Origin of the sequence: Campylobacter sp. RM16189, from assembly GCF_012978815.1 — a bacterium.
Classification (GTDB): Bacteria; Campylobacterota; Campylobacteria; order Campylobacterales; family Campylobacteraceae; genus Campylobacter_A.
In genome coordinates, this window is sequence record NZ_LIWR01000006.1 from 74,288 (window position 1) to 86,028 (window position 11,741).

Consider the following 11,741-nt stretch of genomic DNA (forward strand, 5'->3'; position numbering starts at 1 on the left):
GGAGCGATAATGCTGGAACTTAAAAATGTAGAATATGAAATTTTGCGCGATAAGGTAGTGAGAAATTTTAGCCTAGATGTTAAAAGCGGCGAAGTTATAACTCTTTTTGGCGCAAGCGGGTGCGGTAAGACTACGATACTTAGGCTAATTTCCGGTATCATAGAGCCAAGAAAAGGGCGCATAATCAACAAATTTGCCCGCACGACCTATCTTTTTCAAGAAAACCGCCTCTTAGAGTGGAAAAACGCGCTTGAAAACGTGCTTTTAGTTATGGATAAGCCCGATGAAAGTCTAGTGTTTAGCTACTTTGAAAGGCTTGGTCTTGGCAAAAAGGACGCTAGAAAATATCCCGATGAATTAAGCGGCGGAATGCGCCAAAGAGTCGCCTTTGTGCGCGCTATCGTTACTCAGCCTGATTTACTTTTGATGGATGAGCCATTTTCGGGGCTGGATTATGACATGAAAGAAATTTTGATGGAGATGATCGCAAACCGCGTGAAAAACGGCATGAGCGTAGTGCTTGTGACGCATGACAGGATGGAGGCGGCTAAGATGAGTGATGAAATTTGCTTCCTTGAGAGCAAGGGTGCTGTCATCGAGCGCAAGCTAAAGCTTGAAAAGCGCTTTGAAGATAGGAATTTTGATTACTTAAACACCGTGATAAACGAGAATTTCAAGGGGAAAATTTACTATGATTAATGATTTTTTTACTTATCCTATGCGGATATTTTTCCTTTCAAGCGCGATTTGTGCGGCACTTGGCGGGGCTGTATTTTTTGCGCCGGTTGATTTTATAAGCCTTCATAAATTTATATTTTTACACCTTGTAGGTGCTCTTGCTTATGCGGGATTTTTGCTCACGGGACTTACGGACTGGACGAATTTTACTAAATCGCTTAAAATTCATGCTTATATTTTGTTTGGAATTTTTGCTCTTAGTTTCTTTGCCTCACTCGTAAATTTGTGGTTTGCTCATCTTTTTATGGCGATTTTTTGGGCGTATTTGGTGATGCTTTGCGCTTATATGATCTGGCTTGATAAAAACGACGATCAATTCGGGGTTATGGGCTTTTTGCTTGGAATTTTGCTCTTTGAAATTTGCTATCTTTTAAGCGGTGAAGAGAAGTTTTTAAATTTGCAAATTCATCTGCATATCATCGCGATTTTGCTCATATCATTTCGCGTTAGTATGGTGCTTGGACGCGAGGCGATAAAGCGCGAAAGCGATATGGATGAGGCTGTGTTTGTTCCAAATTTGGTCTATAAAAATATCGCCATTTGTTGCGTTTGTGTGTTTTTGATTTTAAGCGTGTTTTTTGAATCAAGCGGCGCGATAAGTTATGTGGCGTTAGCTTGCGGTGCTGCGGTGTTTGCCAAGCTTAAGGAGTGGCATTATAAAGAGCTTTTAAGGCATAATTTCATCGTTTTTTACTACCTTATGCAGCTTCTTATGGCGGCTGCTTACGCTATCTTTGGCATAAGCGGAATTTTGGGTCTTGGACTTGAGGCAAACATGCTTCACATCCTTGCGCTTAACGGCATGATATTTAGCATTATGCTTATCTTTAATATCGCAGGGCTTCGTCATAGCGGGCAAGAGCTTGAGTTTTTGCTTCTTAGCAAGATAGCTTTTGTTTTGGTCGTGACCGCGGGAATTTTTAGAGGGTTTTTTGCCTATGCTTGGAGTGGATTTTATATACATCTGCCGGCTACTTTGATCGTAATCGCTTTTGTTTTATGGTTTGTTGATTTTTATAAAATTTTTAAAAATAACGAATTTAGCGACGATCCTGAGTAAGAAATTTGAGTTTAAATCGACTAAAAGCGATAAATTTGCCGTTTTTGCAAAGAGTATAGAGATATTGAAAAAAGAGCCGATAATGGCTAAAGTAGTAGATGTGCAAGGCCCTTCACGCAGGTAAAACTTGGAGCGAAACTGAAGTTAGCCTAAAGCTTGCCGTAGAAAAATGATTTAAAGCCCAAATTCGGGCTTTAATCTAATCAAGTGTCCTTTTATATCTAAACAGCGACAGCGTAACGCTAAATGCTAAAAACGCCGTAAGAGCCAGTATATCGTAGCTAAAATCGCTTAAATCAGACCCCTTAAGCCAAATTCCCCTAACCATACGCAAAAAGTGCGTTATAGGGAAAATTTCGCCCACAGCCTGCGCCCAAGCGGGCATCCCGTAAAAAGGAAAGAGATACCCCGATAAAAGTAGCGACGGCAGAAAGAAAAAGTAAGTCATCTGCATGGCTTGAAGCTGATTTTTAGCCAGAGTGCTAAATGTAAATCCTATGCCTAAATTTGCAAGCATTAGCAGCGTGCAAGCGGCAAAAAGCGAAGTAAAGTCGCTAATCTCGGGCAGTGCGAATAAAACTCTAGCTATGAGTAAAAGTATGCAAACTTGCAGATAAGCTATAAAAAGATAGGGCAAAATTTTACCTATCATAACCTCAAGCGGGCGAAGCGGAGTGGCGAGCAGATTTTCCATCGTGCCTCGCTCATGCTCTTTAGTTACCGAGATGCTAGTCATCAGTATCGTAGTAAGCGTTAGCAGCACGCCCATGAGCCCCGGGATAATCTGATAGCGCGTAAGTAGCTCGGGGTTATACCTTGAGTGCGTTCTTAGCTCAAATTCCGCCCTCTTAGCTTCAAATGCGAATTTATCTCTTTTTAAAGCCTCGCTAAAGGCTATTTGCAAAGCATGGGGCGCTACGCTTTGCGCGGCAGGATCGGTCGCATCTACGGAGATGAGAAGCTTTGGGGTATCTTCTCGCACAAGATCTCGCTGCAAATTCGGCGGGAAATGCACGATAAACTGCACCTTGCCGCCTTGCATTAGGCTTTGAGCCTCATCTATGCTTGAAGTTACGATTTTAACGTCAAAATATCGCGTGTTATTCATCGCCGCTATCAAAGAGCGCGTGAGCTCTCCGCCGCTATTTAGCACGACTGCGGTAGGCAGATGTCTTGGGTCCGTGTTTATCGCGTAGCCAAAAAGAAGCATAAGCATAAGCGGCATCATAACTATCATCGCTAGCGTGCCCTTATCTCTTAAGATTTGGCGAAATTCTTTGATGATCATAGCTAAAGTGCGAGAAAGAGAGATAAATTTCATACTAATACCTAGTGTCTTTAAATCGCTCAAGCAGATGTATAAAAACATCTTCCAAAGTCGCTTTGCTAGCGGTTAGCTCTAAATTTAGCCCAAATTTTTCTACGGCTGATTTAAGCGCGCGGGTGTCTTTAGCGACGATATGATAGCTGCTTCCAAACGCAGAAACGCTTTGTAAAAATTCCCTTCCTTCAAGCATGCTAGCAGCCTTTGAAGCGTCCTTGCCGCTTAGCGTCCAAACATTAAGCGCATGAGAGGCGATGATATCATCTTGAGCGCCCCTAGCTAAAATTTTGCCGTAAGCTATGTAGATAAGTTCGTGGCAACGCTCGGCTTCATCCATGTAGTGAGTCGATACTAGCGCGGTAATTCCCTCGCTAGCAAGCTCGTGGATGATATCCCAAAATTCCCGCCTCGCCTTTGGATCAACGCCCGCCGTGGGCTCATCAAGGAGCAAAAGTCTAGGCTCGTGTATAAGGCACATCGCAAGCGCAAGGCGTTGCTTTAAGCCGCCTGAAAGATCGCCCGCGCTTTGGTTTTGCCTAGCGGTTAGTCCGAGGCGATCAAGCGTGGCGTTGATTTTGTGTTTTTGGTTTTTCAGACTAAAAAGCTTTGCTATGAATTCTAAATTTTCCCTAACGCTAAGGTCGCTATACCAGCCGAATTTTTGCGTCATATAGCCCGTATTTCGTCTAATCGCGCTAGAGTCGGTTACGAAGTCATACCCCAGACATCGCCCGCTTCCGCTATCGGCCTTCAAAAGTCCGCAAAGTATCCTCATAGCAGTAGTCTTGCCGCTGCCGTTTGGACCTAAAAATCCGCAAACGCTGCCTTTTTTAACGCTGATATCCACATCTTTTAAGATAACCTTTTTGCCAAAACTCTTGCTAAGACCTTTTACGTCGATGGCTAAATTCGTATCGCTCATCTTATAAGCCTTACGCTGATTGGAAGCGATGGGTGTAAAAATTCGCCCCGATTATCTATCTCGGCTTCGACGCGGTAAGTTAGCGTATCTTGCGTATTTTCGCTGTAGATAATGGGCGGGGCGTATTCAGGAGAGGAGGCGATTTTACTAACCCTTGCGGTTAAATTCCCGCATCCTGCGCAACTAATCGCCACTCTTCGCCCCTCTTTAAACTCGCTAAGTAAGCCAATCGGCACGAAAAATTTCGCCCTCATTTCATTTGCCGGAAGCAGCAAGATAACGGGCTTTGCGTTTAGAGCCCACTCGCTTTCTTTGTAAAATATCTCTTCTATCTTGCCCGCTTTTGGAGCGTAAATTTTGGTTTCATTTAGCTGCCACTCTTTGGCTTTGATATCTTCTTTGAGTGCGTTTATGTCCGCTTTTAGGCTGTTTATTTGATTTGCTCTTGCGGGCAAATTTGCGATCTTTAAAGAGGCTTCAAGCTCGTTTACTACGGCTCTTGCTCTTTCAAATTCGGCTTTTGCGATATCTGCTTCTTTATCAGAAACCGAGTTTTTGGCTATTAGTTTTTTAGTTCGCTGCCAGTTTTTATCAGCAAGCCAACTTGCCGCCTTGGCTTCGTCTAGCTTTGCTTTGATACGCTCGATCTCTTCTTTTCGCATGCCTAAATTTAGATCCTCAAGCTTTGCTTCAAGTGAGGCTAAATTCGCTTTAGCTATGTTTAAATTCGCTTTTTGCAAAGTATCTTCAAGCTCAAATAGCAACTTGCCCGAATCAATAATCTCGCCTTCTTTTACGTGAATTTTTACTATGCGTCCGCTAAAATAAGGTGATATATGGATGTATTCGCCCTCCAAATAACCGCTAAAATAAGTGTCCGCGGCCTTCTTGTCGCAGCCTGAAAGTATCAAAATGAGAGATAAGATGATAAATTTTGCATTCATTTTTACTCCTAAATTTAGAGTGCAAATACCAAAAAGCTTCTTAAACCTATAACCATTATAGCGCAATTTGCCTTAGCGGCTAAATTTTAGTGTCAGTTTGAAAGCTTTAAATTTGGGCTTGTTCTGATATAATCATTTTTAAATTTTAGCTTTTAGGTACGAAATTTGTGAAACAAAAAGGAAAAATATGCAGATAAAAGAGAATAAAAAGGGCGCTATAGGATCGCTTATAATGTCGGTTTTACTGTTTGCGGCGGGTTTTTTAGGATATGTTTATTATGAACTTGCGGCTTCTGCGATTTTTACCATGATAGTAACTTTAGTATGTGCCGTTTTTTGTGTGAAAAAGATAGTTCAAGAGAGTTTTATAGAAATTTTTGATGACGGATTTGGCGTGAAAAAGGGTTCTAAACAGCATAAATTTTATTTTAAAGATATCGATGAGATCAGCACTCGCGTTGTGGATAAAAAGCGAGATATTCAGGTTTTAAACGTGAAATTTAAAAGAGGAAGGCTTGATAGAGAGGCCGCTGACGGGCTTATGCAGCCAATCAGTGAAAACGACGCGATAATCTTAGATAAATACGAAAAATCAAAATATGAAATTTTTAATCTTTTAAGAGAGAAGCTGCAAAATATAAACACCCAAAAACAACTACAAGAAAGTGATAAATCTAAAAATAAGCGATAAATTTAGGCAGTTATATATTGGTTTTAAAAGGACAAATATTTTAGTTAAATTCTAAAAATAAAGTGATATTTGCGACACAACTTGTCGTATGGGTTGTGTATAATATTTTAAAAATTTAAAAAGAGGTTTTGTGGGTATAGGAATTAAAAAAATGGGGGGGGGGTAGCGACAAGTTAGCTTTTAGGCTAGCCTATATAATTTCAGAACTTCTTTGTGGGAAAAAGCTCTATACTCCTAAACTTGCCGATGAATTCGGTGTTTCAAAACGTACTATACAAAGAGATTTAAATAACAGACTTATAAATTTATCTATTGTATTTAAAGACGGATTTTATTATCTTGATGATTGCGATAATAGGTTAAAAAATTATGAACTTCTTAAATTTAGCCAAAAAAGCGGCATAGAGGATCTTTATCCAAGTAAAAATTTTATAAACCATTTATCTGATAGCAATAAAAAAGTTGTCGGATGTTCTTATGAGCATGTTAACCCTAATATATTTAAAATTCTTGAAATTTGTATTTCCTACTCAAATATAGCCCATTTTATATACAAGCAAAAAGAGCGAAACGTAAAACCATATAAGCTTATTAATTTTAACGGAGTTTGGTATCTTATAGCCACTGAAAACAGTAAGATAAAAAATTATGCAATCTCAAAAATAATTAATTTAAGGAGAGGCAATAATTTTAAGAAAAATCAGGATATAGAAAATTTTATAGAGAAAAACAGTGATCAATTTATAAGTGAAAATTTGATTAATATAAAACTAAAAGTAAAAAAGGAGGTTAGTGAATTTATTCTTAGGCGTAAAATTTTTAAAGGGCAGTCGGCAGTAAGACACTTGAAAAATGGGGATCTTGTAGTTGAAGCAAAAGTAGCTTTTTTGAAAGATTTTATGGGAATGGTTCGGTATTGGATTCCTTATATTAGTATATTGGAGCCAATAGAACTAAAGAATAAACTTTTAGCAGAGCTTGAAGATTATATAAAAAAGGAAAAAAATGTTTTTGAAAAATATGAGAGATGACAGTAAGGAAAAATTTTTGGCGTTTGCCATAATTTGCGCTAAATCAAATGGCAAGATAGAAGAAGAGGAGTCGGCTTTATTAAGAGAATACTGCGATGAGATGCAAATAGAGATGCCTCAAAGAACGGCAAAATATGATCATATCGTAGAAGCTTTTGAGGATGATGAGGCAGAGTATAAAAGTAAAATAGACAATATATTTAACAGTAGCAGTACTAACACTGTTGATTACAAAAAGATCTACTTTGAACTCATTTCTCTTGTTTATTCGGATGGGGTCATTACGCCCATAGAACAAGATATCTTAGATAGACTTAAACAAAAGATGTATCAAGGTGATTTTGAAGTGCCTATTATAGAGAGTTGCGCCTTAAGTATTACAAGCGGACTGAAGATAGTTCAAGATATAGAGTTAGTGCATGAAAAAACAAAAGGAGAGTAGATGTTTTTAAGTAAATTTGACGAGTATAAGAAACAAAATTTTTTAAAACTTGTAGCCATTATCGTTCTAGATGATAGTAAAAATATTCTGACTAATAATAAATTATTACAAGATTTAATAGACGAAAGTGGAATTGATACTTTGGTTGATGATTTGGTTGAACAATCTAAAGATATAAATGCCTTTTTTAACGACGATACAGATGAATTTAGAGAGGAAATTTTGGATATTATAGATGATATTGATATCAAATTTTATCTTGAAGCTAACATGTATATTCAAGCCGATTCGTTAAATCCTAAAAATATACTTATAAAAGAGATTATGCAAGAGAAGCTAAAAGCTAGTAATGAGGTGATAGAGCTTTGTGACAATTGGTCTTTAAATATGACTAATTATAGTTTGATTTTAAATAAGATTATAGACAGATAGTTATGTTTAAATGCGATAGCTGCGGTCTTTGTTGTGTGAATATACAAGGAATAAGAGAGCTTGCTAAGTTTTTATGTGAAGACGGCTCTTGCATAAATTTAGATAAAACCAATAATTTATGTAAGATTTACGATGCTAGACCTGCTATTTGTAGAGTGGATGAGATGTATGAAGTTGAGTATTATAAATACTTTAGTAAAGATGAATTTTACGATATAAATGAAACTGCTTGTAAAATTTTAAAAGAGAGATTTAAAGGATAAAAATGCCATTACCGTTAATACCTGTACTTGTTGGTGGAGCTAGTTTAGCAGCCGCAGCCTTTGGGGCAAAAAAGGGCTATGATGCTTATTCGGATACGCAACATGCAAAAAACTATAATGAAAGAGCAAGGAATATTTTTGAAGAGTCTCAAAAAAATCTCAATACATCAAGAGAGGCTACAAATACTTCTATAGTTAAGCTTGGCGAATACAAAAAAGAAGTTTTTGATATGTATATGATAGATTTTATAGAGATATTTTCTAGGATAAAAAATTATGAACCTGAAGGCGGTTTGAAATTTGATAGCGCAATGGATATAAGTAGCAAAGAATTTGAGGAGTTAAAAAGCCAGATACTAGATATCCGGACAGCATTTGGCGGAGCGGCAGCTCTTGGAGCAGGTGCCGCTGCAGGGTTTGGTGCTTTTGGCTTAACCGGAGCTTTGGCTACCGCAAGCACGGGCACTGCTATAAGTTCACTTAGCGGAGTAGCTGCAACGAATGCTACTCTGGCGTGGCTTGGAGGAGGTTCTTTGGCTACAGGAGGGCTTGGCATGGCAGGAGGAACAATGGTTTTAGGAGGTCTTGTTGCGGGTCCTGCTTTGGCTGTTGCAGGCTGGGTTTTATCATCTAAGGCCGAAACTGCTAAAAATAACGCATATTCTAATTTGCAAGAAGCAAAAAGTATAGCAGAGGCAAATCAAACTGCTATACTTGAACTATCTCATGTAAAAGATGTTGCGAATACTGTAAAAATTACTTTAAGCGAGCTTTCCGAGAAGTATTTTAGTAAGTTTTTGAGCGAATTAGAAAATATCGTATCTATAAATAATAACTATGCAAGTTATTCTAAAGAGGACCAGCGCCTAGTTCATAACACAGTGTTACTTGCTCAAAGTATAAAAAATTTAATATCCGTTCCGTTGCTTGAAGAAAACGGTAAGATTTCTGTAGCTATACGCAAAACAAAACGCAAGGCCGAAAAGTTATTAAAACAACTAAAAGATATAAATGAGAAGTATAATTAAAGGGCGTAAAGCCCTTTAAAACTAAAAGGATGTATCATGAGTAAAGCGATATATGAAGAGATAATTGATGAGATAGGAACACAGACTTTAGCTAGATTTGGACTGAATATTTTTGACACTTCAAGTTATGCTCAAAGTGTTGAAGCTACAAGAATGCGTATAGATACAAAAGAAGTGTATGACTCGGAAAGAGTAAAAAACAAAAACCGAGAAAATGATACTACTTCTCACGGATTCTTATTTGAATCATTGGATGTGGGAATGAGAAATATCGATAATGCAAAAAATAAAAATGATTTAAGATATATCAGGCATGATGAAATAACAAAAGCAAATGATCCTTTGGTAGATGTTTCTCTTATTAGAAAAAGCGATATAGTAAAAGCTCTTGATGGGGATGAGGTTGATATTTTTGGAGAGATGCAACATAAGAGTTTTGAGAGTAAAGATAGCCAATTAAAAAGAAAGTCTAGAACAAAAGTAATATCTAAATCAAATGACTTAAAGGGCAAAAATAAAAAGTATATGAATGCCGAAGGTTTAAAGGTTGTTGTAAATTCGGATAGATATCAAGAGGATATAAATCATTACAAAAAAATAATAGAAAAAAGCAAAGATGAGAATGCTATAAAAGAAGCAAGGATGATGCTTGAAAAAATAGAGAAGGGAATGGTTGATTACGAAACTAGCAAAAAAGAAAACGCAAGAAATTTTACTATTAAAACAGATATAAAATATATGGCTAAAAATAGTGCAGGAGTTGCTATAAGCGGAGCTGTTGCACTAGCTTTACAGACTCTCGGAAGTGGCGTTTTATATGAAATAAAAGACTATTACAAGAGTGGAAAAAGTGATTTGTTATCTAGGATTTCTAGACTTTTTCAAAACGTTTTAAAATCATTAAAAGACGGCTTTATTAATGGCGCAGGGTTTGCAGTGATCGATATTCTCGTAAACGTGATTTCTAGTTGTTTTAAAACTTTACATACAAAATTTATGTATTTATGGGAAAATTTAAGAACGGCTGCTAAGTCTGTGTACAATGCTATCCTTTTATATGTGCAAGGTAAAATTAAAAACTTTCAAGATCTTATAGTTAATATAGTTAAATCCATTTTTTCGATACTTATGGTGCTAATGGCTGAAACTATAGATACTATGATAATGCAGTATTTAATAGCATTTATGCCTTCAAATATAGCTAGCGTACTTTCAGGTGTTTTTACTATAGTGATTTCAGCTACTGTTGTTGTTTTGGGATTAAAGACTATAGAAAATTCATTAGGTTATATTTTTGGAGTTTATGCCGAGCTTCAAAAGTCTCGGGCAAAAAAAGCAGAAATTTCGGTTTTGGTTGATGAAGTACTTCCTGAGCTTATAAAAGATAATGAAAGGATAAAAGATCTAATAGATACTTATAAGAATGATATGGTATTAAAGATGGATAGTTCTTTTGCTCAATTAAAATCCGCGGTTGAGCTAAATAATAATGCAGTCTTTATAGAGAGTCTAATTTCCATAAATTCGTTTTATGGTAAGAAGTTAAAATATACTAATTTTAATCAATTTAACGATATTATGCTAAGCGATGAACCTATAAGATTTTAGAAGAAAGGCTACAAAGTGTAGCCTTATTAAATCAAATTTTTCTTACTACCTCATATCTCTCGCCCGGTTTCATCTCGATGATCTCCCACGGCAAGCCTTGCTTCATAAGTTCGTCCATAAACGGTTTAGCGTCAAATTCTTCAATGTTAAAGACACCTTTGCCGTTCCAAATCCCCTTAGCAACCATCATCGAGCCTATCATAGCAGGAACGCCTGTGGTGTAGCTAACCGCTTGCGCACCAGTTTCAGCATAGCATGCCTCGTGATCGCAGACATTGTAGATGTAGACTTGGCGCTCTTTGCCACTTTTGAGACCGCGGATCACGCAGCCGATATTTGTCTTGCCTTTAGTTCTTGGGCCAAGACTCGCAGGGTCTGGAAGCAGGGTTTTTAGAAACTGTATAGGCACTATCTTCATGCCGTTATGCTCAACCTCGTCTATGCGAAGCATGCCGACGTTTTCAAGGCATTTCATGTGAGTTAGGTAGCTTTGTCCAAAGGTCATAAAGAAGCGAATTCTCTTAAGTCCTTTGATATTTTTAACCAAGCTTTCAAGCTCCTCGTGATATAGCAAGTAGCTATCTTTCACGCCGATTTTTGGATAATCCCACTGGAACATGATCTCCATCGGCTGAGTTTCGATCCACTCGCCATTTTCCCAGTAGCGACCCTTTGAGCTAACCTCGCGCAGGTTTATCTCAGGGTTGAAATTTGTGGCAAACGGATATCCGTGATCGCCAGCGTTGCAGTCTAGGATGTCGATCTCGTGAATTTCATCGAACAAATTTTGCTGTGCATAAGCGCAAAATACGTTTGTTACGCCCGGATCAAAGCCGCTTCCAAGCAGAGCCATAGTGCCTGCGTTTTTGAAGTCGGCGTCCTTTGCCCATTGAAGTTTGTATTCAAATTTCGCAGTGTCAGGATGCTCATAGTTTGCAGTGTCTATGTAAGGAATTCCAGCTTTTACGCACGCATCCATCAGCGTTAAATCCTGATAAGGAAGCGCCACGTTTAGCAGTAAATCAGCCCCTGTTTGCTTGATGAGCTCTACGACCGCATTTGTGTCATCAGCGTCGATTTTAGCTGTGTTTATCGTTATTTCGAGGCGCTCTTTTATAAATTTAGCTATCGCATCACACTTGCTTTTTGTACGGCTTGCAAGCGTGATAGTGGTAAATACATCGCTATTCATCGCGCATTTTACCGTAGCTACTTGGCTTACTCCACCCGCTCCGATAATTAAGATATGTTTCATAAT

The 11,741-nt window shown here is 37.9% G+C and carries 13 protein-coding genes; 9 read left to right on the forward strand and 4 right to left on the reverse strand.

Features of this window, described 5'->3' with window-relative positions; translation table 11 throughout:
- Positions 1-9 precede the first annotated feature (9 nt).
- Both CDOM16189_RS05665 and CDOM16189_RS05670 read left to right on the forward strand, forming a co-directional pair.
- Positions 10-699, forward strand: a complete 690-nt coding sequence (locus CDOM16189_RS05665) for an ABC transporter ATP-binding protein (protein ID WP_170000837.1) — start codon at positions 10-12, stop codon at positions 697-699.
- The gene (locus tag CDOM16189_RS05670; RefSeq protein WP_170000838.1) at positions 692-1,798 is read left to right on the forward strand and encodes an NnrS family protein; all 1,107 of its coding nucleotides are present in this window, start codon (positions 692-694) and stop codon (positions 1,796-1,798) included. Before CDOM16189_RS05665 ends, CDOM16189_RS05670 begins: the two co-directional genes overlap by 8 nt.
- Positions 1,799-1,997: 199 nt before the next feature.
- On the opposite strand, the gene CDOM16189_RS05675 is transcribed toward CDOM16189_RS05670, so the two are convergent.
- Genes CDOM16189_RS05675 through CDOM16189_RS05685 form a run of 3 tightly spaced genes read right to left on the reverse strand, consistent with a single transcriptional unit; the run spans position 1,998 to position 4,988 of the window.
- The gene (locus CDOM16189_RS05675) at positions 1,998-3,119 is read right to left on the reverse strand and encodes an ABC transporter permease (RefSeq protein WP_170000839.1); all 1,122 of its coding nucleotides are present in this window, start codon (positions 3,117-3,119) and stop codon (positions 1,998-2,000) included.
- Between the two features lies 1 nt (position 3,120).
- Positions 3,121-4,044, reverse strand: coding sequence for an ABC transporter ATP-binding protein (locus tag CDOM16189_RS05680; RefSeq protein WP_170000840.1), 924 nt, complete (start codon positions 4,042-4,044; stop codon positions 3,121-3,123).
- Positions 4,041-4,988 (reverse strand): HlyD family secretion protein, encoded by a 948-nt coding sequence (locus tag CDOM16189_RS05685; protein ID WP_170000841.1) that lies wholly within the window; start codon positions 4,986-4,988, stop codon positions 4,041-4,043. The genes CDOM16189_RS05680 and CDOM16189_RS05685 overlap by 4 nt, the downstream gene beginning before the upstream one ends.
- A 187-nt stretch (positions 4,989-5,175) precedes the next feature.
- Here CDOM16189_RS05685 and CDOM16189_RS05690 point away from each other — a divergent pair, with 187 nt between their 5' ends.
- The 7 genes from CDOM16189_RS05690 (at position 5,176) to CDOM16189_RS05725 (ending at position 10,483) form a co-directional block, all read left to right on the forward strand.
- The gene (locus CDOM16189_RS05690) at positions 5,176-5,679 is read left to right on the forward strand and encodes a molybdate transport repressor (RefSeq protein ID WP_170000842.1); all 504 of its coding nucleotides are present in this window, start codon (positions 5,176-5,178) and stop codon (positions 5,677-5,679) included.
- Between the two features lie 194 nt (positions 5,680-5,873).
- Positions 5,874-6,710 (forward strand): helix-turn-helix transcriptional regulator, encoded by an 837-nt coding sequence (locus CDOM16189_RS10075; protein WP_502707256.1) that lies wholly within the window; start codon positions 5,874-5,876, stop codon positions 6,708-6,710.
- On the forward strand, positions 6,685-7,152 hold the full coding sequence (locus tag CDOM16189_RS05705) for a tellurite resistance TerB family protein (protein ID WP_169975585.1): 468 nt from the start codon (positions 6,685-6,687) through the stop codon (positions 7,150-7,152). The genes CDOM16189_RS10075 and CDOM16189_RS05705 overlap by 26 nt, the downstream gene beginning before the upstream one ends.
- Complete coding sequence (locus CDOM16189_RS05710; RefSeq protein ID WP_169975587.1) at positions 7,153-7,584, forward strand: hypothetical protein; 432 nt, start codon at positions 7,153-7,155, stop codon at positions 7,582-7,584.
- Between the two features lie 2 nt (positions 7,585-7,586).
- Positions 7,587-7,847 carry a YkgJ family cysteine cluster protein gene (locus CDOM16189_RS05715; RefSeq protein WP_169975589.1) on the forward strand — a complete coding sequence of 87 codons (261 nt, stop codon included), beginning with the start codon at positions 7,587-7,589 and terminating at the stop codon, positions 7,845-7,847.
- A 2-nt stretch (positions 7,848-7,849) separates the two neighbouring features.
- Complete coding sequence (locus tag CDOM16189_RS05720; protein WP_169975591.1) at positions 7,850-8,875, forward strand: hypothetical protein; 1,026 nt, start codon at positions 7,850-7,852, stop codon at positions 8,873-8,875.
- A 36-nt stretch (positions 8,876-8,911) separates the two neighbouring features.
- Positions 8,912-10,483, forward strand: coding sequence for a hypothetical protein (locus tag CDOM16189_RS05725; protein WP_169975593.1), 1,572 nt, complete (start codon positions 8,912-8,914; stop codon positions 10,481-10,483).
- Between the two features lie 31 nt (positions 10,484-10,514).
- Here the strand turns inward: CDOM16189_RS05725 and CDOM16189_RS05730 are convergent, their stop codons facing one another.
- A complete protein-coding gene (locus CDOM16189_RS05730; protein WP_169975595.1) occupies positions 10,515-11,738 on the reverse strand; it encodes a saccharopine dehydrogenase family protein in 1,224 nt (407 codons plus the stop codon).
- Positions 11,739-11,741: the final 3 nt, after the last annotated feature.

Coding starts and splice junctions, on each gene's coding strand:
- CDOM16189_RS05665 (WP_170000837.1), top strand. CDS start 10: ATGCTGGAACTTAAAAATGTAGAATATGAAATTTTGCGCGATAAGGTA.
- CDOM16189_RS05725 (WP_169975593.1), top strand. CDS start 8,912: ATGAGTAAAGCGATATATGAAGAGATAATTGATGAGATAGGAACACAG.
- CDOM16189_RS05720 (WP_169975591.1), top strand. CDS start 7,850: ATGCCATTACCGTTAATACCTGTACTTGTTGGTGGAGCTAGTTTAGCA.
- CDOM16189_RS05715 (WP_169975589.1), top strand. CDS start 7,587: ATGTTTAAATGCGATAGCTGCGGTCTTTGTTGTGTGAATATACAAGGA.
- CDOM16189_RS05710 (WP_169975587.1), top strand. CDS start 7,153: ATGTTTTTAAGTAAATTTGACGAGTATAAGAAACAAAATTTTTTAAAA.
- CDOM16189_RS05670 (WP_170000838.1), top strand. CDS start 692: ATGATTAATGATTTTTTTACTTATCCTATGCGGATATTTTTCCTTTCA.
- CDOM16189_RS05705 (WP_169975585.1), top strand. CDS start 6,685: ATGTTTTTGAAAAATATGAGAGATGACAGTAAGGAAAAATTTTTGGCG.
- CDOM16189_RS05675 (WP_170000839.1), bottom strand. CDS start 3,119: ATGAAATTTATCTCTCTTTCTCGCACTTTAGCTATGATCATCAAAGAA.
- CDOM16189_RS05680 (WP_170000840.1), bottom strand. CDS start 4,044: ATGAGCGATACGAATTTAGCCATCGACGTAAAAGGTCTTAGCAAGAGT.
- CDOM16189_RS05730 (WP_169975595.1), bottom strand. CDS start 11,738: ATGAAACATATCTTAATTATCGGAGCGGGTGGAGTAAGCCAAGTAGCT.
- CDOM16189_RS05690 (WP_170000842.1), top strand. CDS start 5,176: ATGCAGATAAAAGAGAATAAAAAGGGCGCTATAGGATCGCTTATAATG.
- CDOM16189_RS05685 (WP_170000841.1), bottom strand. CDS start 4,988: ATGAATGCAAAATTTATCATCTTATCTCTCATTTTGATACTTTCAGGC.